The sequence below is a fragment of the Jiella pacifica genome, from assembly GCF_010500815.1.
Lineage (GTDB): Bacteria > Pseudomonadota > Alphaproteobacteria > Rhizobiales > Rhizobiaceae > Jiella > Jiella pacifica.
The window spans coordinates 1-22,802 of sequence record NZ_JAAAMG010000040.1 but is presented as its reverse complement, the minus strand read 5'-3'; the positions used below and the strand labels follow the sequence as shown (position 1 = coordinate 22,802).

Here is a 22,802-nt window from a genome sequence, read left to right as displayed (position 1 = left end):
CCTGCTCGCGCAGCCATATTGCTGTATTGCCAGCAATATGACATGCCAGCAAAGCAACAAAGCGGCATTACACATTGCCAGCAAATGCGGTCACTGCTATGCCGGAAGCATGAAAATCGTCTCGATCCTCAGCCAGAAAGGCGGCGCGGGTAAAACCACCCTCGCTCTGCATATCGCCGTCGCGGCCGAGGCCGCGCGGCTCTCCACCGTCGTCATCGATCTCGATCCCCAGGCAAGCAGCGCCGGCTGGAAGGACAGCCGCGACAAGGAAACCCCCGTGGTCGTGTCGCTGCCGCATACACGGCTCGCCCAGGGCTTGCAGGCGGCCGAGGAGGGCGGCGCGGCGCTCGCGGTGATCGATACCGCTCCTCATTCCGAGGCGGCCGCGTTGGCGGCCACCCGCGTCGCTGACCTGGTGCTTATTCCCTGCCGTCCCGGCATTCTCGATCTGCGGGCGATCGGCACCACGGCCGAGCTGGTGAAGCTCGCCCAGAAACCCGCCTTCGTGGTGCTCAACACCATGCCCCCACGCGCCACCAACTTGCTGGCCGACGCGCGCGCGGCGGTCGAGACGCACGGGCTTGAAGTGGCACCCGTCGCCCTGCAGCAGCGCGCCGCTTATGCCCACGCGCTCACGGCCGGAGCCACGGCCGCCGAGTATGAACCGGAAGGCAAGGCCGCGGCCGAGGTCAAAGCCTTCATGAAATGGCTGCGCAAGACTTTGCCAATTTGACGGCAAAATGTATTGCCAGCAATAAGGCATGATGCTATTGCTGGCAAGATGGCAAACCAGCAATAGGGCGGGTGATGATGGTCAAGCGACCAAGTCTCGCGGAGCGGATGAAAACGGTTCAGACGGCACCGGCCGCGACCACGCCGGCGACCAAAGCCGCGCCACCCGCCGCGACGCCAGCCGTTTCGTCCCAGCCGAAAGCCTACCACGCCGCCACCCGCGAGGGCATGAAGCGCGTCACGGCCGTACTGCCGCCGGAGGATCACCGCCGGCTCAAGCGTCTCTCGGCCGATACGGGCCGCTCGATCGAGGAGCTGTTGCGCGAGGCGATAGCGGAGCTGTTCACCAGGCACGACGCTTAAAGAGGGAAGGGCAGGGGGCTTAGCGAAGCGGTTGCTTCTCGTGCTTCTTGCGGCAGAAACCGATGAACGCGCCGTCGGGATTGCGCACCGTCTCTCCCTTGTCCAGGCAGAAGCGGCACCAGTCATCGTAAAGCGCGTAGATGTCATAGCCTGGCGCGGCCTCGCGCGCACGCTCCATGCCCTCGGCCGACACCTGCAGCGCCGCCGTTCCGAAATCGAAACTTGCTTGCTGGCGCGGCTTGCGAGGCGCGCGCGACATGACGACCTGATCGCCCTCCAGCCGGATCAGATAATCCGGCAGATGCTCGTCGGCGGCGATTTCCTTGAGGAAAAACCGAAACTTCTTCTCCGGCGAATTGCTGCCCACCTTCTTCTGCAGATTGGCGATCTTGATCGAGAAAGGACGCTCCTGCTCGCCGACATGCTTGCGCGCCAGCTCATAGAGCCGCCGCTCCAGCGGGCGGCGGAGCCGGAAATAGGCGGGATTGATGGTGAGCACTTCCATGCCCTTGACCGCACGAAAGGTCCAGTCGGAGACCTTGATGCGCACCTTTGTCATTCGCCCAAAGGGCGACAGCTCGCCGTTCTCGTCCTTGCGGTCGATCTCGAACTCCTCGATCAGTCCGAAACCCTTCGTCTGCATATGATCGTCGGTGCGGATATCGGTGACGATCGTCGTGCCGCGCAATCGGAGCAGCGCGTCCTCGAAACGCCCGTAATCGCGCTTGCCGGTGTTCCAGTTGGTCGCGACCATCACCTCGTGGGCGCTCAGCTCCACCCAGGGAGTGATCTCCTTCCCGTGGTTCAGCTTATGCACCAGCTTCGAGATGCAGTAGAGCAGGATGTCCTTGTCCATGATCGTGGCCAGGCCCCGCCCACTCGGCACCACGCGCAGCCGGCGACCGTTATGGGTGTAATCCAGCTCCCGCATGTCGGGCTTTACCGAGAGCGAGAACACCGGGTGTTCCATCGAGGCAAGGTCATCCTTCGGCGACGCGTCGGACACGTCGAGAATGAAGAAATCCTTGTTCGGATGTCGATCTGGAAGCAGGTTGCCCATACCTCCTGCCTAACAGCTCTTCGTGAAACTGGGAACCAGATTCATGAAACTGGGAACCAATGGTCGTGAATCTAGGAACCAGCGCCATTCCGAAGCGCCCAATACCCTGTGAATAGCGCTCGTGACTCCGGGAACCCAGATTCGTGACTCCGGGAACCGCCACTCGTGACTCCGGGAACCGGAATTCGTGACTCTAGGAACCGGATTGCCAATTTTAAGAGCTTTTCTTCCAATGCTCTCAGTCAGTTAGGCGAATTGTCCAAGCGCGGTAACACCTATAACATTCTTATAACTAAAAATAACAAAGCGATCTCGCTGCAAACAAAGCGCGAATCATTCTTTTGCGTGAAACTTAAAATGCATCGGCCGCAAAAGGCGGCCGATAAGACTTTGCTTGAAGAACTGGGGGCTCCGCCCCCAACGACGTGTCAAAGGGTGGGTACTCGCCATGCTCGCCCATAAAGGGCTGCGCGTGGCTGCGTTCCCGGCTTCGCCGCCTTTGACACTCTGCCCCCCGGTCCTCGCCGGACAGGCAGGGGAGCAAGCCCTAAAGAAGGACTTGCTCCCCTGCCTCAAAAGACGCTTCCTATCTGAGTGAGGGAGTCGTTTGCGACCGGCGCGAGGCGCCGCGTTACTCCGAGGATAGAATGCGGCCAAGAATCTTTTGTGCACTCATCTCATTCATCGCTTTAGGCGGGTGCGATTTCGATCCCGACAGCGATACCCTCTTCATGAAGATCCAGAATGAGAATATCCGTAAGTATGCGATGCACACGCGCGATTTTTATGTGAATCTCGGATTACGGGAGCGCGATGCGAGGATACTAGGGATATTTCTTGAGGATTACGCCCCCCAAGAAAATCGGAAATCTGTTACACTAGATGAAGCACGCAACATGTTTGCCTGCTCTATATTCAATGGCCGCCCTGCAGCCATTTTATCGAAAAAGACGCAAATCAGTGAAACTGTGGATTTTTTCGTATTTATTGCGGAAACGACACGCGCTGTTCAAAACAACCCCGCTTTCGATGTCGAAAGGGAATTTCATAGCCGTTATGTTGGTGACAGGGAAACTATGTCTAAAATGATGGCAGCGCGAATAGAAGAGTTACCGGTTTATTTGCGAACGCAAGAATGCAAAGAGACATACAGGACTAAGAATTACGTTCTTTTAATCGGGGAAAATATCCTGCCTTGATCGCGATCCCATGGCGTCGATAGCACGGATAACGATCGTGCCCACGACTATCATTATGACGAAAACAAGAAAATACCATTGCATCCATAGTACATTGTCGAAGAAGTCCTGAATGAACGTGGAGGGGTCGAAACCTTCACTATATTCCTTTCCAGTAAGTCCTTTATAAATAAGCTGTTTATCGGGAATATCATTGATTAGTACGTCGTCAAATATTACTGCGTTCACAAGCGCAACGGTTACAGATCCAGCTAGGCCAATAAGACCAAGGACGCGGATGCTCTGGCCGTAAAGGATATGATGCCGAGCGCCCGCCGCGCCACGAACGAGGGCGAGCGCGAACAGCAGAAAGCCGGCGAATATCGCGGCTGCGGTGACGTTGCCGGTAAGGTCTTCAAGGAAGCGGGCAGTGCCGTGCAGCAACCCGCCTACACCTTCGCCGATTTTGTCGGCTGCTTCTCCAGCACGATCGAGCGGATTTTCCATCTACAACCCGAGAACTTTTGCGCGGAAGCGCGCATGCTTAGCCGGGGGCGAAACAAGGCTGTCAGAGATCAATTCCAAGGCCAGGCTCATGCCCATGCTCCCGGGCTTGTTCCTTGCTTGGTCCATGAAGAACCTGGGTATCGCGCGCCCCCTGATCCCAACCCCAGGGATCGGCCTTCTCGCGCTTGTCCGAAGATAAATCCTTCGCTTCCGGGGAGCCCCATTCGGCCAGGCGCGCGCCCCCGGCATCCGGAGCCTGGCCAAACCAGCCGCGGGTAATCAGCTGCTCGCGAATGTCACCGATCGCATCCCCGAGGAAGGCGGAGATCAATCCAAACAAGCCCCGGTTTCTCGCGTCCTGAGGTTGCTCGCCCGTGCCCGTCAAATGGACATTGACGGTCACGCCTACGTTGTTTTCTATGTGTTGCCTAGCCATTCCCCGCACTCCGCGAGAGGATCATATGTCCCGGTGGAAAGCCCGCGCATGGAGTATGTGAGCGACCTCGACACACCCTTGCTCAGGCTGTCTGATAAAGACTATTTCACGTTGCGCGACGCTGCGGAAGGGGTGGCGGTTTTCGGCGCGATCGGAAGTGGCAAGACCAGTGGCATGAAGACCCTGGCTACCGCCTATCTGCGCGCCGGCATGGGCGGCCTGGTCTGTTGCGCCAAGCCCGACGAGGTGGAGCTGTGGAAGCGCTACGCGGCCGAGGCCGGTCGAAGCGGTGACCTGGTGCTGTTCGGGGAGGGCGGCCACGGCTTCAACTTCCTTGACTACGAGCTGCGCCGGCAGGGCATGCGCGGCATCGGCAGCGTCACCGAATGCATCATGCAGATCGTCGAGGCCGAGAAGGTCGTGATGACATCGAGCGGCGGCGGCGAGCCCTTCTGGGAACGCTCGCCGCGCCAGCTGCTCAACAACACCCTGCCGCTGTTGTTCGCGGCGCGCGGTGTCATCCGTATGGAGGATATCGTCCGGTTCCTCGGCAGCGCCCCGCAAACGCCGGAGAGCCTGAGCGACAAGGAATGGCAGGCCCGGTCCTTCATGTACCAGGTGCTGCGGCGGGCAATGTCGGAGCCCTGCGCGCCGATCGACCAGGACGACGGCCGATCGATCACCGAATTCTGGCAGCGGCAATACGCGACGCTCGATACCCGCACGCGCAGCAACCTGCTCATCAATCTGACGACGCTGCTCGATCGCTTCCTGCGCGGCCGCATGCGCGATCTCTTTTCGCGCCAGACGACCGTGGTGCCGGAGGAGACCTTCGGCCAGGGCAGGATCATCGTTCTCGCCATGCCCAGCCTGTCCTGGAACGAAGACGGGCTGATCGCGCAGCATATCTTCAAATACATGTGGCAGCGTGCCGTCCTGCGGCGCAACACCCTGCCGCAGGGCTACCGGAAGCGGCCGGTGTTTCTCTGGGTCGACGAGGCGCAGTATTTCGTCAACAAGGAGGACGCCAAGTACCAGTCGACCTGCCGCTCCAGCCTCGGCTGCACCGTCTATCTCAGCCAGTCGCTTCCTTCCTACCATGCCGCCATGGGCGGCGAGAAAGCCAAGCCGACGACCGAGCAGTTCCTCGGCAATTTCGTCAGCAAGATTTTCATGAGCAACACCGATCCGGAGACCAACGACTGGGCGGCGCGCACCATCGGCCGCACGCTGGTCATCCGGCGCAATTTCAACACCGGCTGGAGTAGCAGCACCGGCCGGGGCATCTCCAGCAATAGCGGCACGTCCTCTAGCTCCGGCACCGGCTCGAATTCCGGCCACGGACCAGGCGGCTATAGCGGCGGCTCCTCCAGCTCCAACCAGAAGGGAGCAAACGAGGGGAGGGGGCGCAGCGCACAGCGCAACGATAGCCGCAGCGGCGGCGAGGGGGGCAGCGAGGTCATGGACTACGCCGTGGAGCCAGGCGTGTTCGTGCATAATCTGCGCAGTGGCGGCCCGGCCAACAACTTCATGGTGGATGCGGTCCTGATGAAGGGAAGCCGGTCCTTCCACGCCACCGGCAACGCCGTCTTGCCGATCACCTTCAGCCAGCGATGACGCGGCCAGGCCTCCTCGATTACCTGATCGGCCACGTGCTGTGCCTGGCCGTGTTTTCATTCGCCTTCGTCGCCTCGGCCGTGCAATGGTTCAACGGTCAGGAAGACCAGTTCATTTTCATTGTGATTTTTGGGTTTCTGGCGCGCTGGAGTTATGCCGCCTTTACCCGCGTGCAGCGTTACCGCGACGAGCGGCTGCAGGAGGCGGCGCTGCTCGGCATTCCGCCGCCCACTCGCTCACGTTTCGCGCGCTGGTTTTCCGGTCTCGTGACGCTGATCCTGCTGCCTTTCGTGGCGGCGGCGTTGCTCGGCATGGCCGAAGGCCTTTTCGGTTTCCGTATCGACGAGGCCTTCGATCGCGTCGCCGGTCAATCCTATGCTCTTCCCGCCTGGGTGGGCGAGGGGCTGGGCTGGATCGTCGCCCATCAGGCCGCGCTCGCCGCCAGCGGAATTCTCATGCTGGGCTTGATGCTGCTGGGCGGGCGCATCGCGCGAAGCCGTCAAAATCCCCGCATGCGCGTACGCCCGGATCGACGGTTGCCCTGGAAAGAAGCGGTGCAGGTGGTCGTGCAGCCGCGCGGCGGACAGTCTGAGGAACTTGATGCACAGACGGCTTACGTCATGGGCTATGGAGCATCGGTTCCTGTCTGGGAGCCTGAGTTCGCCCAGGATGCAGCGGAGCAGGAAGCCGAGGTTTCAGTCGGTGATGATCGTGTGTCCGAGCCTGAACGGCCGGAAGGACGCATGCCTACGCCTGCCAAGGTGCCAAGACGTGGGGCCTTCAGAAAACCTTCGGCATGACGCCAAAAGGCAGGCTGCAGGCAGTGGGCTGCAGGCCCATCGGAATAGGCATCTCAGCACGATCTGACAGAAGCACTGTGACATTACGCGTTAATAAAGCTCTTGTCGGAAGGAATTTTATCATTTTAATCAATGGCTAACGGGGAAGCTGCAAAAAATGACGACCCGTCCATGTACTCATGGTATTAATAGCGCTGTGTGACAACTGCGAGATATCATGAGCGACTTCATCGAAAAATTCCTGGAAGCTCGTGGCCCCTGCCTGTCAAGCGAGGTAGCGGATTACCTAGTAAAAAACCTTACGATCTCCCCTGTCGCTGCGCGCAAACGGGTCTCCCGGCTATCAGGGAATGTCCGCCGACTCGGCTATGTAACTTTCCCGCGTAAAGCCCGATTTCTTTATCTTGAAAAGCAATTTGGCTCACCCCATTACTGGAAGAATCTAGTCGAAGCCTTGATGCAAACGAACTCTGCCTATGGGCACGCCATCGCTGCCTTGCGGCAGAGGGGCGGTATCGTTCCGGACAGGCTCTTCCCGATCGTGTGCGGGGCGCCTGTAGCTCAGCTCAAGCACCTTTCACCGGAGAGTATCTTTACTCGGCTCAGTGAAGCAGGGCTTTTGAAGCGCGTGCCTCTTCCAGGCCTTGGCGATTGCATCTCCATCGTGCAGGCCAATGAATATTATGATTTCTCCGCGCCTACAGTCCGCGCACGGCTGATTACCGAGGGCTTCCTTTTGACAGCGGTGAGCGACTGGCTGAAGAAACTTGGCATCGTGAGCTATGGTAAGGTTGCAACCCGCGAAGGGGAGACGTTGCCCCGTGTCGGAACATTTGCTTGGGACCTAACTGCTCCCTCGTATCTAGGCCCCCTCGTAAAGCTAGACAAAAATGGTAAAAACAAACCTGGATTCGTTGTTTGCGACGTCCATTTAGGCGATCTAATCACTGTCGACGGTGCTCGACCTTTTATAAATAAATGCCGAACTATTCGAAGCTTGCGTAATATCGGACCGTGTCTACAGATTTTTGTCGCCGAGAAATTTCAAGGCGATGCTTTCCAGCTTCTGAAATCGAACGGCATCGTGCCCGCAACACCGGCAAACCTCTTTGGTGAGGAAGTGGCCGAAGGCCTTAGCGAGCTATCAAAAGTGTTGAACAAGGCCGCTTATACTTCGACTATCGACCCTGCTGAGTTCGATGCGCTCTTTAAGAAATTAGGCAAAATTGAAGGTGCTGCAACCCAGTTGCGTGGGACGCTATTTGAGTACCTGTCAGCGGAGATTTTCAGAAAAACAGGTTATCATGTGACTATGAACCGAGTTTTTAAAAATGAAAACAAAGAGGCAGAAGCAGACATTGTTGCCATAAGAGAAAACATCTCAATAACATTTATTGAATGCAAAGGACATTCACCTTATGGGGAGACACCAGATAAAGATGTGAAAAGGTGGCTTCAACATAACGTGCCAATTTTTTTTAAAGTTATCAAAGCGCATCCTGATTGGCAGAATCTGCAAGTGAGATTTGAGTTTTGGGCAACCGCCCCACTCTCTGATGAAAGCATCGCAATGCTGCAGAAAGCCAAGAGCGAAATCAATCCATCTCGCTACACGGTCGAGTGGCGCATTGGGCCGGAAATTCGCGATATCTGTAAGGCTACAAAGGACGACGGCTTGACTACGGCTTTCCGCAAGCACTTCATGAAGTATAATGAGAAATCATCTGCGGTCGCAATGGGAAAACCCGAGTACGTCGCTCCGGAACATTGATTTAGCCGTGTTAAAGCTTAGTTATCGTAGGGATCAAGACCAAGACCTACGACACCTTCGGCATCACGCTGGGCAGAGCCGTGACGGCGATGCGGTCAATCACGCTCGCGTTCGGCGCGCCAGGCGCGTAGAGAGCCGGATCATGCTCATAGATCGCCTGCAGCGTATGAGCGATCACCGCCTCGATCACTTCGTGCAGACAGGTGCCGCGCATGGTCACCGCCTTGCCGCGATGGGTAAAGCGTAGAAACTCGTCGCCGCCTTGCTCGATCAGGTCGAGATTATCGAGGTTGTGATAGAAGAACACGTGACGCTGGCCGCCGCGGCAGAAGATCGAGAAGCCCATTTGCGGGAACCCCTCGGTCTTGATGAAAGGCTCGTACAGCTCGCTCCCGGCTTGCATGGCACCCTTCTGGAATTCCGTCGGCACCGTGCCCCGCGATCGGAGAATGCGGTCGGATATCTTCATAGCTCGAATCCACCGTGATCGTCGCGCGACGGCCCGTCGCCCTGTTCCTTGCCTTGCGACCGATCAACGGGACCGGGCGGCTTGTCGCCCGACCCGACGTCATCGGGCTTGAAGTGCCAGCCGAGAAGGCCGAGCAGGCGGTTCGCCTGAAGGGCCAGGCGATCACGCCACAGATCGGCGTGATCCTTCACCTCGAACGGCCAATGCTTCAACCGCTCGCCGATATTGCGCCACCACGCGCCGAGGCGCATCTGCCGGCGCTCGTCGCGCTCCTCATCGCTTGCCTCGGTGTTGTCGTCGATGAAGGAAAGCCGGATCGTATCGTTATGCACGGCGCGGAAGGCACGGTCGCGATCCTCCGTCGCGCGCGCTTCCTCGTGCTTTTGCCGCGCCTGGTCGTCCAGCTCGTGCGCGCGCTCGGCAATGGCATGGATCTCCTGGCTGCCGCCCTCGGCAAGGCGCGGCAGGCCGGGAAACTGCTCCTCGTCGTCGCCGACGGCGCGCACCCGCACCTCGGAGCCGGCGCGCTCGAGATAGGCGTTCTGCAGCTTCGGCCATTCATAGCGCCAGCGCATGGCGGTCTCGTGCTTGTCGAAGACGCGGCTTGTCTCCTTCGACTTCGAGAACTCGTCGCCCGCGAAAGGGCGAGGGGTGACACGCAGATGCGCGTGCGGTTGGTAGTGCTTGTATCCGGTCACCTGGTTGGCGCGGTCGCGCAGGACGAGCACATGCTCGTCGTCGCGGCCCGTCGCCTCGGAAGGCTCGATGAAGGGCATGCCGGCTTTCGCCCATTCGCGCAGCCTGGCCTGGTCCGCCTCGCCGGCACCGGCGGCCGGGATGCGCTTGCCGTAGTCATGGAAGGCGATATCGACGGCGAAGCCCTGGTCGACGAACTCGCGCCGGGCGAACTCAAGGACGAGGGCTTTTTGCTCGGCTGGGCGTAGCTCGTAGGCAAGCCCGAGTTGTACCTCACGGCCGACGCGGGCGTTCTTGCGGGTCTCGAATTCCTCGACCCGGTTCCACAGCTCACCCCGATCGGCCGCCCAGGCGGGGGCCTCGTCGGGCAGCAGTATCAGGGCCTCCCTCACGGTCGAGCCTCGCTTGGTGTAGCGATGAACCCGTTCGGTCTCGTTGCCGTTATGGGGACGTTCGGTGAGGCTTTCGCCAGCCCGGTAGGCAGCGCCGGCCACGGCACTTTGACCGTTGGCGCGCTGGACGGGGAATGTTCTGCACAGGACATTGCGCATGGCGTCTAGCCGAAATTTTAAGCCCGTGGGATGAAGATTAGGTTAAGATGCTCGTATACGCAAACCTGCGGTTTGCACGAGCATCACTCCCCCACCCCGGCCCCCCAAGGGGCGCGCGTTCAAGCGCCACGCAGGCTAAACGGGCTTCCTCAGCCCCTCCGGCGTGCCGGAGGGGATCGTCATCCCGTGGTCGCTTCCTGGCCGCTCGGGCCACCCCCTCCGATGCCGGGGGAGGCATTCGCAGGCGACGGAGGTTCACCTCGAACGGCTTGCCTTTCCCACCCTCGAACAGAGGACGGGGACAGGGGCGCCGCGCGTCGAGAGAGGGCCTATCGGGATCGCTCTCATAGGTTGAGCGATTGTGCCGCCCCTGGCGTCAGCGTGGCCAGCCCCGCACCCCGGCCAAGGGACGTTCCGCCGTCACTCCCCGGAACCCCTGGGCGGTTTGGGGACACGCCATTTGCGGCAGGGGTAGCGCCTGGCGATCCTCGATAATGCCCCGTGTAGCTCCAGCGCCTTGTCCCATTGCCGCACCATGAGCTTGTTGGGTGTCGCGATCGGCCGGATGGCATGCAATGCCGCTCCGGCGTTCTCGGGCGGCATGTAGCGCGCGAGCACGCCGAGCCCGATCGCGGTCGATCGGTTCATGCCTTGCTGGCAATGCACGAGCAGCCGCGCCTCGCCAGGCAGCGTGTCGATCCATTGGCAGACGGTCTCGACATGCGCCAGTGTCGGAGCATCGGGAGCCGTTTCGTCCTCGGTGTCGTCGAAGGTGAGGACGAGGTGCTGGTTTCCGGGAATGCCGCCCATCGTGCGCAGCGTGACGCCCTGGCGGTGGATGGACAGCAGATGCGTCGTGCCCCATGCCGCGCCGTTCTGGCGGGCCTCGTAGGCCCCGCAGATGCCCATCGAGCAGCGCCATCCGTTGGGATGCGACAGGCCGTCTGTCAGAAGCTCAAACATCGTCGATCATCACCAGGGCGAGGAACGGCTCAGAATCCCACGGGAGGATTCACGCGGTCAACCGGAGTGTGAAGTGGGGCGGAAACGCAGCACACTGCCAGATTGCCAGCAATGCAGCAATTTTCATTCCCTTGTTCGGTCCCGCCGGAGGCGAGAAGGCCATTCCCCCGTCCCGGCCTGCTTCTCAGAAGGCCATCGCGCGCGGCGGAGGTCATAGGATGCCCTTGGGCACCGCTGGAAGCGGCGCGATAGCGTCCTTGACCGACGCAAGCACGGTGGCATCCATTTTACGCCGTGATGGGGGCACGTGTCCCGCTGCAGGCGCATGGTCCATCCATTCGCCGCCAAGCAGTCGTCCAGCCGAGGATGACCGCGAGTCCTGACGGGGCGCGCCGCCCGGTCAATCTCCCGCCCGCTCCAAACATCCGTGTTGTCGGTGACCCGGCGGCTTGGCCGCCCCGTCCTTCGTCTTCGCGTCCTCGCCAGGGGACGACGTGCAACCAACGACGAAAGGACTACCCTATGAAACTCATCACTCAGGAACAGCGTAACCGGCTCATCGCCAATTTCCGCGCCAATCAGCAGGGACCGACCGAGCAGGACCATTGGCCCGTGGTGCGCCTATTCACGCCCGACGCCGGAGCGACGTGGCTTTTCACCGAATTCGATCCGATCGAGGAGCTGTTCTTCGGCCTGTGCGATCTTGGCATGGGCTTTCCCGAGCTGGGCTATGTCAGCCTGGCAGAAATCACCGGTCTTCGCGGCCGCCTGGGATTGCCGGTCGAGCGCGATCGTCATTGGGAAGCCAGGGGACCGCTATCGGCCTACGCCGAAGCAGCTCGCAAGGCGGATCGCATCACCGAGCCGGAGGGGCGGCATAAGCCGCCCTCTTCCAGTCTTTTGTTCATTGATTGTTCTTGTTATTTAAGAGCTATACGGATAAGCTGGTTAAGCTAGTTAGAGGGTTCTATGCGCGAGATTGGTGCCTTCGAGGCAAAAAACACACTGGGGACGCTGCTTGACCTGGTCGAGCACGGCGAGGAGGTGGTCATCACTCGTCGTGGCAAACGCGTTGCGCGCCTGGTGCCGGAAGCCCGTACCAAGGACCGCGACGGCATGCGTGCTGCTGCCGAGCGCATCCGCGCTCGTGCAGAGGCTGAAAGCGGTCCCAGCATTTCTGTCGACGAATGGAAGAGCTATCGCGATGAAGGACGGGCGTGAGCCTCGTTCTTGATAGCTCGGCGACCCTCGCCTGGGTGTACGGTGATGAGCGCACAGCTGCTATCGATGCAGTCTTTAAGCAGGTGATCGAAGCCGGCGCGTGGGTCCCTCAGCTTTGGCATCTCGAGGTTGCCAACAGCCTGACCGTTGCCGTTCGTCGCAATCGCATCAAACGCGAGTTTCGCGATGGGGTTCTGGCGGACCTTGCTGAGCTTGATATCGCCATCGACAGCGAAACCGAGCAGCATGCATGGTCTGCAACCTTGCAGCTTGCCGATGCCCATAGCCTGAGCGTTTATGATGCATCCTATCTTGAGCTGGCTCAGCGCCGTCGCCTGCCTTTGGCAACCCTCGACGAGGCATTGCGACGAGCGGCGCAGTCGGCGAGTGTGCGGGTACTGCCATGAGGGGCGCTCTGCGTCTTTCAGGGATGCAATCGCCTTTTATGATGCATAAACGGTCTGTCTCATGCATCTTCAACGAATCGGTGCGGGTAGGGTAGGCGTTTTTTGCAGGTCGATAAATACATCCCAGGCAATCAGAAGCAAAACGGCGCTTATTACACGCCGGGGGACGCCGTACATGCGTTAATTCGCTGGGCGGTTCGCAGTGAAAATGATCGATTGCTTGACCCTTCCTGCGGAGATGGGCGCTTTATCGCCGCTCATACAAAAAGCGTCGGCATCGAGCAGGATGTGCTATCGGCCGCCGTCGCCATGCAGAGAGCGCCTGGTGCGCTTGTGCATGAGGGGGATTTCTTCACCTGGGCCGCAAATACACCCGAGCGCTTCGAATGTGCAGCGGGAAATCCACCGTTTATCCGCTACCAGCTCTTCAAAGGTGAGACCCGTCGTCGGGCGCTCGATCTCTGCGCAGGACTAGGAGCTGCATTCTCCGGCTTGTCGTCATCCTGGCCGCTCTTCCTGGTCGCGACCGCTAGCTTGTTGAAGCCGGGTGGCCGCATGGCCTTTGTCGTGCCAGCAGAGATCGGCCACGCGCCCTATAGCGCTCCCCTGTTGGAGTACCTGGTCACGAATTTTCAGCGGGTGCAGATCGTCGCTGTTCGTTCGAAACTTTTTCCCAACCTCTCTGAAGATTGCTGGCTGCTCTACACGGAAGGATATGGCGGCAAGACCGCATCTATCGAATTCACGGCGCTGGACCAATTCGCTTATAGCGAAAGGCCTCCGCAGCCGGATTCCATCATACCGGTGAGCGCCTGGCGGAGCCTATGGAACCGACGCCTTCGGCCGTTCCTGCTCTCCGATCCTGCGCGGGAGCTGTATGGCAGCCTGGTAGTCGCCTCCGGAACACGCCGGTTTGGCGACATCGCTTCCATTGGAATTGGGTATGTGAGCGGAGCGAATGACTTTTTTCATCTGCGCCCCTCAGAAGTGAAGCGCTGGCGTATCCCACCCGCCTTTTTGCATCCGAGCGTACGCACTAGTCGCGCCCTGCCCCCCTCGAGGCTCACTCACAGTGTAATTGCGCGCTGGAAGCGCGAGGATGCGCCCATGCTCCTATTGCGCCTTCAAAAAGACGAGCAAATACCAAATTCGGTAAAAGATTATTTGAAGAGTGAAGCCGCGCGCGAAGCGCAGCAAGCTTATAAATGCCGCACCCGTGATCCATGGTATTCTGTGCCAGACGTGAAAGTCCCTGACTTTTTTCTCTCGTATATGTCAGGACGGCAGGTTGGATTTGTAAGAAACGATGCGGGATGCACATGCACAAACACGCTGCATGCCGTAAAAATACGCGATCGGGAGGCGCTTCCAGCCTTGCTCGCATTCCAGAAGTCCGCGCTCTTTCAAATGAGTTGTGAGATCGAGGGCCACTCCCTTGGAGGGGGAATGCTAAAGCTCGAGCCAGGGGAAGCTAGCCGGATCATTCTGCCAACGCCCGAGACGATCCGTAAGGTCGATCCTGTCCTGGTCACGGAAGCGGTCACCACCCTTCAGGAATGGAGGCACTATGCCGCTTAATCTCGAGGGTCCGATGGTCTGCCAATGGATCGGCGAAGCCGCCGCGCTCGAGCACTTCGCGAGCTATGTCGGCGCAACGCAAAGCCAGCAGCATATCAAGCCGCTTCACTGGTACGTCGCATGCCGCCTCGTGCTCGAGGGCGGCTTTCGGCCGGAGGAGATCACTCCGCGGCCGCCCTTTACCTGGCAACGGCAGGGCCGCGAGGATCGGCTGACGTTCGACCCTTCCGTTGCCACGGGTGTCGAAAGCACCGTGCTCGGCGGTCTTAAGACCAAAAACGTCGATGTGGTCGTCACCAAACCGGGTTTAGGGCCGGTTATGGCCGTATCTGTGAAAGGTACGATCGGGGCGTTTCGCAATCTCACCAACCGCATGGAGGAAGCGGTCGGCGATTGCACAAACCTCCACATCACCTACCCGGCGATGGTCTGCGGTTTCTTCTCTGTGCTCCGCGCGAACCGGCTAGAGGAAGACGCGGCCGAGGCAGTAGCGCCCGAAGACGCGCCGCCAGCTCGCCAACTTTCGGCCAATGATATCGCCATTCACAAAGGCGGCGACCCGGTCGAGACAATCATCCGCTACCATACAGCCCTCCGCGAACTGAGTGGCAGGCGCGGCATTCGCGATGACGTCAGCCGCTATGAGGCGGTCTCTATGGCTCTTGTAGAAAGCAACACCGCTACCCCTGGCGTGCTCCTCGACCGCTTTCCGCCGGAAGACAGCCCCTTGCGCCTCGAGCAGTTCTTCCAGGCCCTCTATCTCCGGTACGACGAGCGATATGTATATGCCGCACCGGACCTCAAGAGTGTCACGCGCCGACGGGAGTGGGCTGAAGGATCGTCCGCGATTGCCGATGCGGCACACGCAGAGGTAAGGTCCACGCTCGGCTACACCCTGCGTGTTGCTGGAGAGTAGGGATTTTACTGCGAAGGGGGGGCGATGCTGCAGGAAATTAGGTTCATTCAGTGCATCGGCCGATTTGAGGAAGCAAAGTCACTCCAAAACACACGTTTCAAATTATGCACTTTGATTTTTGGGGAAAACGGGTGGGGCAAGTCTACCCTTGCCGACATCCTCCGGTCGTTGAGCACCAACAACCCGAGCATCCTCGCTGGGCGTGCAACGCTCGATGTGAGCGCCCCGCAGAAAGCAATTCTCCATATCAGCGGTCAGAATGCTATTTTCCAGAACGGATCATGGACTGGACCCTGTCCGCGTATTTCCGTCTATGACAGCGCTTTTATCAACGATAATGTTTATTCAGGCGATGTCGTCTCAGCCGAGCATCTGAAAAACCAGTATGGCCTTGTCGTTGGTGAAGAAGGAGTGGGTCGCGTCCGCCGGATTGTAGAGATAGACGGCGAGAATCGTGAGAACAACAAAGCAATCACCGATACCGAGAACGAGCTCAAAGCCCTTATGCGCAGTGTGGCGCCACCCGCAATGCAGCTTGAGACCTTCCTCGCTCTATCGCTCCAACCAGACCTCGACGATGGTATCTCTGCACATGAGCTCAAGGTGCAGCAGGCGCGTCGAGCAGAGGAGCTGAAAGCCGCCGCGGAACCCTCCCTTTTTCCGGTGCCGACTGAGCCAGACAAATTCGCTGCTCTGCTCCACGGTTCGATCAACGAGGTTGCCGCCGATGCCGTTGACAGGGTGCGCCGCCAGATTGCAGCGCACCAACAGCATACCAGCGAAGCCGCCATGCCCCATGAAAAATGGCTCGAGGCAGGGATGGCGTTCACAGACAGCGAAGACTGCCCCTTCTGTGGCCAGCAACTTGTCGATCGCACGCTTCTCGAGGCTTACAAAGACATTTTCAGTGCAGCTTATAAGCAGCTCGGTCGGGACGTAGAGAGCGCCGTAGCCACCCTAACCAGGTACAAAAATGGGGATTTCCGGCAGATCGCTGCAAAGACCGAAGAGCAAAACCGTCACCAGTTCCGGTATTGGCACGAAGCAGGAAAACTTAATGCTCCCATTATCGAAGATGCAGAAGCCCCGATCACACGCATGGAGCAAGCGGCTGAGGCTCTGCTCGGGCTATTTGGCGAGAAGCAGGCAAATCTAACCGCCGCGATCAGGCTAGAGCGCACCGCTAAGGCCCTTGCGGATTGGGCGGCGGGAAGAACGTACTTTGCCAGCAGCAACGCTAGTATAAACGAATTCCGCAATGCCATCAGGACGCTAAAGAATAATATTAGTTCCGCTGACCTTCCTCATCTCTCTAGAGAGCTGCAGGCCTTGAAAGCAAAGCAAAAGCGGTATGATGTAGAAACCTGTAAATTTGTCAGTCGTCTGGACGATCTTAAACGCAGAAAGAAAGAAATCTCTATCGAAAAAGTCCGCGTTCGTAAGGAACTTGATGACCATGGTCGTGACATTACAACGGACCTTGGAAAGGAAATTAACAACTACCTTAAACGTCTGAATGCAGGTTTCCGCATCGACTATCGCGAGCCGGATTATCGCGGCAAAGAGCCATCAGCCAGCTACAGCATTCTCATTCGGGAGGTGCCCGTCACACCCAGGAGCGGCTCAGGAGAGATCAACAAACCTTGCTTCCGCAACACGCTCAGCGCAGGCGATAAATCCACGCTCGCGCTCGCGTTTTTTCTTGCGAAGGTCAACGCTGATCCAAAGGTAGCCGATCTGATTGTCGTGCTTGACGATCCCTTCACCAGCCTCGATCATTTTCGGCGCGAATTTACAGCCAACGAGATCAGGAAGCTCTGCGGCAAAGCCTTGCAGGTCATTATCCTTTCTCATGAGAAAGCCTTCCTGAGGCTTCTATGGGACAAGATCGACCAGGAGAAAATTGCGTCTGTCGCCTTACAAGCTGGCGCACCAGGCATCACGGCAATTGCACCGTTCGACATCGAGAGCGCGACGCAGCCGCGTCATATTACGGAACGCATACAACTCGAAGAATTTGCGGAAGGCGAACCGCACGAGCCAAAATATATAAGGACACGGTTGCGTACCGTATGCGAAGACTTCTACCGTAAAGGCGATCCAGGACTATTCAGGCAAGCCTCCAGCCTCGAGGAAATTATCCGCCTTCTCGATGGCGCGCCTGCCGACCATGTTTATAAGGGTGCCCTAGATGACCTTAGAGCGGTGAATGAATATTCGCGTGGGGATCATCACGCGGCGATTCCTGGTAATCCGACAGAAGATATTAGTATTGAGGAGCTCAAGAATTTTTGCCGCCTGACACTTGATATCACACGCGGAATGTGAAGTTCAGATTCGGCTTACTAAGCGCTTCGTCGCGCTCGACGTAATTCATTTAATTCGTGTATAGCACGGGAAATGCGCAATACGGCAGAAATTACAGAAAAGTGCAGTGCAATCAGTCTAAGCTCAGCGATGATAAAGGCGATTCTAGCGTCTGTTTCCATTTCAGCGATGCGGGAAGCATAACCATTATACTGAGATGCAGCGTACGGGATTATTCGATTATAGTCGCTGTAAATTTCGGCGTCATTCGCTGACGTTATATCCATTTCGCGCTCTAAATCAAATTCGTATAGGGGAATATTATTGTACTTAATTCCATAAAACCCAGATATGGTTCCGATGTAAAAACTACGTTGATTTGCATATCGTAATTTTTCGCAGATATGTATGCGGAACTGATTAATATCAATTTTATCATTTTCCCAATCGCTGCAATACCGTACACCAAGTGCTCTCGAGTCATGTCCAATTTCCTGCCTATAACCATTCATTATATGGAAGAAATCTTTAATACGTGGCAATGTACTGTCGTAACGAATACCAATTACAACAAAAAATAATGTCAGAGATCCTGAAAGCACCCAGGCAAGATCTACGAATATTCGACCGCTCGGTCCAAAAATACGCTGAGAACCAAATACAAATACGGTTAAGACGCCAAAAAGTCCTGAAGCAGCAAGAGTAATACCATAGTAGGTCTGCAAAAATGCATAAAGGGCATTGAGTATTGGGTCCAGCTCTAGCATCCGATGCTCCAGGAACTTTCTTCGTCAATCATATATCATGATTTTTGTCCATTTCGCTGGACCCTTGTCCGTCAACAGGTTACGATGGACATAAATCATGGACGAAACAAACCCGCATTCCCGGTCCCTGGGCTATGCCCGTGTCAGCACGGTCGGGCAGACGCTTGAATCGCAGCTGGACGAGCTTCGCGCCGCCGGGTGCGGCACCATTTTCCGCGAGAAGGTCTCCGGCGCGCGCGCCGATCGCAAGGAGCTGAAGAAGCTCCTCGCCATGCTGGAGCCGGGTGACGAGCTGGTGGTGACGCGGATCGACCGCCTGGCCCGATCGACCTTCGACATGTTCGCGATCATCCAGCGCATCGTCGATGCCGGCGCGCGCTTCCGCTCCCTCGCCCAGCCCTGGGCGGATACGAACGACAGCACCGGGCGGCTGATGCTTGCCGTGCTGGGCGGCCTCGCCGATGTCGAGCGCGATCTCATCAGGACCCGCACGGCCGAGGGGCGCGCGCAGGCGAAGGCACGGGGCGTCAAGATGGGCCGCAAGCCGAAGCTCTCGGCCGAGCAGCGGCGCGAGGCGCTGGAGCGCAAGGCCAATGGCGAGGCGCATGCCTCGATCGCGCGCTCGTATAATGTCAGCAACCAGACGATCAGGCGGTTGAAGTAGCGTTGCTGCTAGATCAAGCTTGAGGTGAAGTGCCGGTCAACGAAGCATCTCGCTCTCGCTTACCAAGTTCTTCAGGGTGTGAAGCTGGGAGGTTGCAAGATCGTACAACTGCTTAGGATCGCCAGCGCCTACCGCACCAAATCCGAGTCCGGATACGATGCCATACTCCGTTTTAAGTAGCTTCTCGCGCATGTAACCATTTCCATCGGCATCTTCATCGATCGCTTGTCTGATATCGGATGCGACCATTTTTGCTGCGGCTGCCAAACCGGCCTTTTCGCCAAATGAATGGTCGTCTCTTTTCGCATTACTCAAAATTCGTTCCAGGATTAGAACGAGTTCCATCGTTTCGCTCATGGATATATCCGTAGAATCAAAGATGCACGTAGTTGCCGCGACACGATGAGCGGCGCGGCGATGTTTTCTGCATTTATACCAATTGAGCAGCTTGGCAACGAAGCGCATGCCTCGGTTGTGTGTTCGCGGGACGGATCGTGCTGCGGATTTCCGACGCGAAACCGGACTGACGGCCGAAGGCTGGCGGAGCGATCCGCCAGCCCTTTGCTGCTGCATTGCCAGCAATGTGGCAAGCAGTTCATCTTGAGGAATCTTGCCGACGAGTCCGCCGGCGCGCATGATAGGCTCGATGTCGCCCTGCCGGAGAACCCCATGCCCCGCGCACCGAAAGCCGGCCCCCTGAATGACTTGGCCCTTTCGCGCCGGACCCTTCTGGCAGGGATGGGCGTGGCGTCGCTGTATCCGGCCACGGAGGCCGAGGCTTCGCGGCAACCAACCGCGAGCGACGCGCCGCCCGAAACCGTGCTGCCCGCTTCTGTCTCACACGAGAGCTTGGAGGTCTGCTATTTCGACATGCTGCACCTCCTCCAGCGGGTGCATACGCGTCTGCTGGACGTGGTGGCGGATGAGTTTCTGCGGCAAGGGCGAACGGACTTGAGCGCGCCCGAGGCGGTGCTGCTTTTCACCGTCGCGGAGCGCGGCGGGCCGTCCTGTGATCCGGGCATGCTGGGAGGGCTATCAAATCCCGAGCCAAAGCGAGCAATGCTCAACGATCTTGGCCGGCGCGGTTTCCTTCGCGTGGCGACTAGGCACAGACCCGTCCATGTTGCGTTGACGGAGGAAGGCCGTCAGGCGGCCGATCTGGTCAAAGCCTGTTTCGCGCGTCAGGCGTCGAGCATCCGCCCGTTAAGCGGGGTGAACGCCGCCGACCTCACGGCCGCGCATGCGACACTCGCCCGGCTGGATCGCTTCTGGACAGACGTCGTTCTGTATCGTCTGTGATTTGGTGCAGCGCTTACGATGAATGGGGAGAAAAGCTGCGAGGCACATAACCTCGACTGAGCGTTTTAAAGACGGTCAGACTGCCACTTATAGGATAAGGATGGAGATTATGCAAAAATTACCATGATAAAATAAATAGGAGTGAACATAACTTTCCTGCAAATGTAAGATTGTATTGGGCGCTACTAGTGTCTGAGTTTGTACAGTTGGGGGTTTTAGGGCTTGAGTTTTTGTAGGAGACTATGTTGCCTATAGCTGGCATGCCATCGTCGATTTTGGAATCTATATTCCACGCTTCACTGGGTGTTATTACAGGTCCATCAGTGCTGTTATTGGTAATGTCACTTCCAATCATAAATCTGTGCGCGTAAGAGCGATCAAAATAATTACTATTGCTTCCCCCACTTACATTCATAGGATTCCCAAGGAACCATCCAGCGTTGGATATTCGGGACGAAGGAACGTTGATGCCTATGTTTGCGTCATAAGGATTACTACCTCCGCCATTTCGTCCCGTATAGTTTCCTTCAATCAATCCAGCATTTGCTAATTGCTGCCACGCAGTAAAGTATTCGTTATATGATGTGCCGGAAGTATTAGAGTATATCGCTCCGTTGCCGTCCCCGTTGCATGTCTGTGTGCCCGTTCCGGATAAAGACTCGCATCCGTCACCAATCGTTCCCGAACCCCCAGCGCTTCCCCAAAAAGATGTCGCATTTCGCATATCACCAGGAAGACTAATATATTTGGACTTGAACGTATTAATCGCCGTTTGCCAGCGTTGGAATTCGGTAGTGACGCTACGCAGTTCCGCCGCGCGGATCAGGCTCTGACCAGCTAGTATTCCGCCAGTGAGAAGGCCAAGGATGACGAGGACGATCGACAACTCAACAAGTGAAAATCCATGACGCATAAGCGTTCATTGTAACAGATCGGTCCGTTCTATAAAGAATTTATTCCTTTTGCCATTTTGCCAGCAATGAGGCAAATCATCATCTCATCGGCATATGCAGCCGGTTTGGATCGTAGCGACCGCGATATGGCGCGTCGCGGAGATAGTCGAGCTTGCGCGCCACTTTGCTCAGCTCCCCGGAACGGCGCAGCATCACCTGGTCGCGCCCGAGGGCGAACAGCGTGTCGGCCGACACATCGCCGAACGCCATTTCGGACAGGGTGCGCGACATCGAGAAGCTCGAATGCCTGCCGAAGGTCAGCACCGTCCCGCAATTCTCCATAATCGCCTCGTGCTCCTGCGGATAGGTTTTGCGCATCTGGGCGTAGGACTGAAACAGCCAGGCGATCCGGATGCCATAACCCCGGCCGAGCGTGGTGGCGGAGACCAGCGCCGGCACCCGGCCGATCTGCGCTGCCTCGTCGATCAGCATCAGCGTCGGCCTCTTCGGTTTGCGCCTCCTGCGCATCAGCAGGTTGGTCAGGCCGGTGAGAAATACCCGCAGCAGCACGGCATGCGACACCAGCTTGTCCGCTGGCCAGATCAGGTAGACCGTGAAGGGCTTGCCCGATTGGATGATGGCCGGGTCGAAACTGTTGCCTGACAGCGAGGCCCGCACCGCCGGGCTCGCCAGCATGCGCGTCTGCTGCAGGAAGCTCGAGATCACGCCGCCGCGCGTGACCTCGGGAAGCTGTAGCCACGAGCCGATCGTCGAGACCGTGAAGGGATGTTTCCCCGTCGTGTCGAGCAGCACGGCGAGGGAATAGACCAGATCATCCTGGTGCAGCAGCTCATAGACCCGTCCGAAGGAGCGATCGGTCTCGGTCTCGCACCAGGCCACATGCGCCGTCAGACCGGCGATGACATCGTTGCCCCAATCCTCCCAAAAGCGACCATCCTGTCCGGTCGCGGGCACATCGGAGGCGAACAGGCTGGCCAGCGCATAGACATCATCAATGAATCCCGGTGCCTTGGGGTCAAGATTGGAGAGTGGGTTGAAAGCCCCCTTCCCGTTCGTGGCATCGTGAAACGGATCGATTGCCAGCACGGGCCCCAGCGTGCGCCGGTGCCGCGCCGTCACGCCATACAGCTCGCCTTTCGGATCGACCGCGATCACCCCGCCCGTCCAGGACAGCAACGCGGGAATGGCGAAGGAGCGCCCCTTGCCCGTGCCCGTCGGCGCGCAGACCAGCGCGTGCGCGTCCGAGCCGTCGACGATCAGCCGGGGGTGATCCGGTCCAGCTTCCGAGGGCGCGGCCAGGCCGAATCCAGGAGCATGCCGGGACGATCCATCGTCCCAGCCCAAGGGTAATTCCTGCATGGAGCTAACCGCCGGCTGTTGGTGAGAAGAACGCAACAAAAGCGGCGCGAACAGGCCACCCGAAGTCATGGAATCACAGCCCGACCCGGACGGCAACCAACCTGCTCGCGCAGCCATATTGCTGTATTGCCAGCAATATGACATGCCAGCAAAGCAACAAAGCGGCATTACACATTGCCAGCAAATGCGGTCACTGCTATGCCGGAAGCATGAAAATCGTCTCGATC

24 protein-coding genes are annotated in these 22,802 nt (G+C 58.1%); 14 read left to right on the top strand and 10 right to left on the bottom strand.

Annotated elements, in window-relative coordinates; genetic code table 11:
- The coding region (locus GTK09_RS25850; protein WP_246218137.1) for a nucleotide-binding protein at nt 1–733 on the top strand (733 nt) is incomplete at its 5' end.
- 107 nt (nt 734–840) lie between these two features.
- Nucleotides 841–1,095: a ribbon-helix-helix domain-containing protein gene (locus GTK09_RS25845; protein WP_163466290.1), complete on the top strand. Its 255-nt coding sequence runs from the start codon at nt 841–843 to the stop codon at nt 1,093–1,095.
- 19 nt (nt 1,096–1,114) lie between these two features.
- Here the strand turns inward: GTK09_RS25845 and GTK09_RS25840 are convergent, their stop codons facing one another.
- Nucleotides 1,115–2,155, bottom strand: coding sequence for a replication initiator protein A (locus GTK09_RS25840; RefSeq protein ID WP_163466289.1), 1,041 nt, complete (start codon nt 2,153–2,155; stop codon nt 1,115–1,117).
- Between the two features lie 731 nt (nt 2,156–2,886).
- Here GTK09_RS25840 and GTK09_RS25835 point away from each other — a divergent pair.
- Complete coding sequence (locus tag GTK09_RS25835; RefSeq protein ID WP_163466288.1) at nt 2,887–3,354, top strand: hypothetical protein; 468 nt, start codon at nt 2,887–2,889, stop codon at nt 3,352–3,354.
- Here the strand turns inward: GTK09_RS25835 and GTK09_RS25830 are convergent.
- Nucleotides 3,328–3,840 carry a hypothetical protein gene (locus tag GTK09_RS25830; RefSeq protein WP_163466287.1) on the bottom strand — a complete coding sequence of 171 codons (513 nt, stop codon included), beginning with the start codon at nt 3,838–3,840 and terminating at the stop codon, nt 3,328–3,330. The genes GTK09_RS25835 and GTK09_RS25830 overlap by 27 nt on opposite strands.
- Before the next feature lie 61 nt (nt 3,841–3,901).
- Complete coding sequence (locus tag GTK09_RS25825; protein ID WP_163466286.1) at nt 3,902–4,243, bottom strand: hypothetical protein; 342 nt, start codon at nt 4,241–4,243, stop codon at nt 3,902–3,904.
- Here GTK09_RS25825 and GTK09_RS25820 point away from each other — a divergent pair.
- The 3 genes from GTK09_RS25820 to GTK09_RS25810 all read left to right on the top strand — a co-directional run bounded on the left by GTK09_RS25820 (nt 4,226) and on the right by GTK09_RS25810 (nt 8,464).
- Nucleotides 4,226–5,893 (top strand): type IV secretory system conjugative DNA transfer family protein, encoded by a 1,668-nt coding sequence (locus GTK09_RS25820; protein WP_163466285.1) that lies wholly within the window; start codon nt 4,226–4,228, stop codon nt 5,891–5,893. The two genes, GTK09_RS25825 and GTK09_RS25820, sit on opposite strands and share 18 nt — an antisense overlap.
- On the top strand, nt 5,890–6,693 hold the full coding sequence (locus GTK09_RS25815) for a hypothetical protein (protein ID WP_163466284.1): 804 nt from the start codon (nt 5,890–5,892) through the stop codon (nt 6,691–6,693). The genes GTK09_RS25820 and GTK09_RS25815 overlap by 4 nt, the downstream gene beginning before the upstream one ends.
- Nucleotides 6,694–6,910: 217 nt before the next feature.
- On the top strand, nt 6,911–8,464 hold the full coding sequence (locus GTK09_RS25810; RefSeq protein WP_203561213.1) for a PDDEXK family nuclease: 1,554 nt from the start codon (nt 6,911–6,913) through the stop codon (nt 8,462–8,464).
- A 46-nt stretch (nt 8,465–8,510) separates the two neighbouring features.
- On the opposite strand, the gene GTK09_RS25805 is transcribed toward GTK09_RS25810, so the two are convergent.
- From GTK09_RS25805 to GTK09_RS25795, 3 genes are all read right to left on the bottom strand, one after another.
- A complete protein-coding gene (locus tag GTK09_RS25805) occupies nt 8,511–8,894 on the bottom strand; it encodes a hypothetical protein (RefSeq protein WP_163466283.1) in 384 nt (127 codons plus the stop codon).
- 35 nt (nt 8,895–8,929) lie between these two features.
- Nucleotides 8,930–10,123 (bottom strand): MobA/MobL family protein, encoded by a 1,194-nt coding sequence (locus GTK09_RS25800; RefSeq protein ID WP_163466282.1) that lies wholly within the window; start codon nt 10,121–10,123, stop codon nt 8,930–8,932.
- 477 nt (nt 10,124–10,600) lie between these two features.
- Nucleotides 10,601–11,143: a phosphatase gene (locus tag GTK09_RS25795; RefSeq protein WP_163466281.1), complete on the bottom strand. Its 543-nt coding sequence runs from the start codon at nt 11,141–11,143 to the stop codon at nt 10,601–10,603.
- Nucleotides 11,144–11,665: 522 nt separating this feature from the next.
- Between GTK09_RS25795 and GTK09_RS25790 the strand changes: the two genes are divergently transcribed.
- From GTK09_RS25790 to GTK09_RS25765, 6 genes are all read left to right on the top strand, one after another.
- Nucleotides 11,666–12,100 (top strand): DUF2958 domain-containing protein, encoded by a 435-nt coding sequence (locus GTK09_RS25790; protein WP_163466280.1) that lies wholly within the window; start codon nt 11,666–11,668, stop codon nt 12,098–12,100.
- A gap of 12 nt (nt 12,101–12,112) precedes the next feature.
- Nucleotides 12,113–12,364, top strand: coding sequence for a type II toxin-antitoxin system Phd/YefM family antitoxin (locus GTK09_RS25785; protein WP_163466279.1), 252 nt, complete (start codon nt 12,113–12,115; stop codon nt 12,362–12,364).
- A complete protein-coding gene (locus tag GTK09_RS25780; protein WP_163466278.1) occupies nt 12,361–12,771 on the top strand; it encodes a type II toxin-antitoxin system VapC family toxin in 411 nt (136 codons plus the stop codon). Before GTK09_RS25785 ends, GTK09_RS25780 begins: the two co-directional genes overlap by 4 nt.
- 102 nt (nt 12,772–12,873) lie before the next feature.
- The gene (locus tag GTK09_RS25775) at nt 12,874–14,349 is read left to right on the top strand and encodes an Eco57I restriction-modification methylase domain-containing protein (RefSeq protein WP_203561212.1); all 1,476 of its coding nucleotides are present in this window, start codon (nt 12,874–12,876) and stop codon (nt 14,347–14,349) included.
- Nucleotides 14,339–15,265 carry a hypothetical protein gene (locus GTK09_RS25770; RefSeq protein WP_203561211.1) on the top strand — a complete coding sequence of 309 codons (927 nt, stop codon included), beginning with the start codon at nt 14,339–14,341 and terminating at the stop codon, nt 15,263–15,265. The genes GTK09_RS25775 and GTK09_RS25770 overlap by 11 nt, the downstream gene beginning before the upstream one ends.
- Nucleotides 15,266–15,289: 24 nt before the next feature.
- Nucleotides 15,290–17,593, top strand: coding sequence for an AAA family ATPase (locus GTK09_RS25765; protein WP_163466277.1), 2,304 nt, complete (start codon nt 15,290–15,292; stop codon nt 17,591–17,593).
- A gap of 17 nt (nt 17,594–17,610) precedes the next feature.
- Here the strand turns inward: GTK09_RS25765 and GTK09_RS25760 are convergent, their stop codons facing one another.
- Complete coding sequence (locus GTK09_RS25760) at nt 17,611–18,339, bottom strand: hypothetical protein (protein ID WP_163466276.1); 729 nt, start codon at nt 18,337–18,339, stop codon at nt 17,611–17,613.
- Between the two features lie 97 nt (nt 18,340–18,436).
- On the opposite strand from GTK09_RS25760, the gene GTK09_RS25755 reads away from it, so the two are divergent.
- The gene (locus tag GTK09_RS25755) at nt 18,437–19,003 is read left to right on the top strand and encodes a recombinase family protein (RefSeq protein WP_163466275.1); all 567 of its coding nucleotides are present in this window, start codon (nt 18,437–18,439) and stop codon (nt 19,001–19,003) included.
- Between the two features lie 36 nt (nt 19,004–19,039).
- Here the strand turns inward: GTK09_RS25755 and GTK09_RS25750 are convergent, their stop codons facing one another.
- A complete protein-coding gene (locus GTK09_RS25750; protein ID WP_163466274.1) occupies nt 19,040–19,360 on the bottom strand; it encodes a hypothetical protein in 321 nt (106 codons plus the stop codon).
- Nucleotides 19,361–19,405: 45 nt separating this feature from the next.
- Between GTK09_RS25750 and GTK09_RS25745 the strand changes: the two genes are divergently transcribed.
- A complete protein-coding gene (locus GTK09_RS25745) occupies nt 19,406–20,302 on the top strand; it encodes a winged helix DNA-binding protein (protein ID WP_163466273.1) in 897 nt (298 codons plus the stop codon).
- A gap of 118 nt (nt 20,303–20,420) precedes the next feature.
- Here the strand turns inward: GTK09_RS25745 and GTK09_RS25740 are convergent, their stop codons facing one another.
- Nucleotides 20,421–21,215, bottom strand: a complete 795-nt coding sequence (locus GTK09_RS25740; protein WP_163466272.1) for a type II secretion system protein — start codon at nt 21,213–21,215, stop codon at nt 20,421–20,423.
- Between the two features lie 79 nt (nt 21,216–21,294).
- Nucleotides 21,295–22,560 carry a type IV secretory system conjugative DNA transfer family protein gene (locus GTK09_RS25735; RefSeq protein ID WP_163466271.1) on the bottom strand — a complete coding sequence of 422 codons (1,266 nt, stop codon included), beginning with the start codon at nt 22,558–22,560 and terminating at the stop codon, nt 21,295–21,297.
- Nucleotides 22,561–22,802 lie beyond the last annotated feature (242 nt).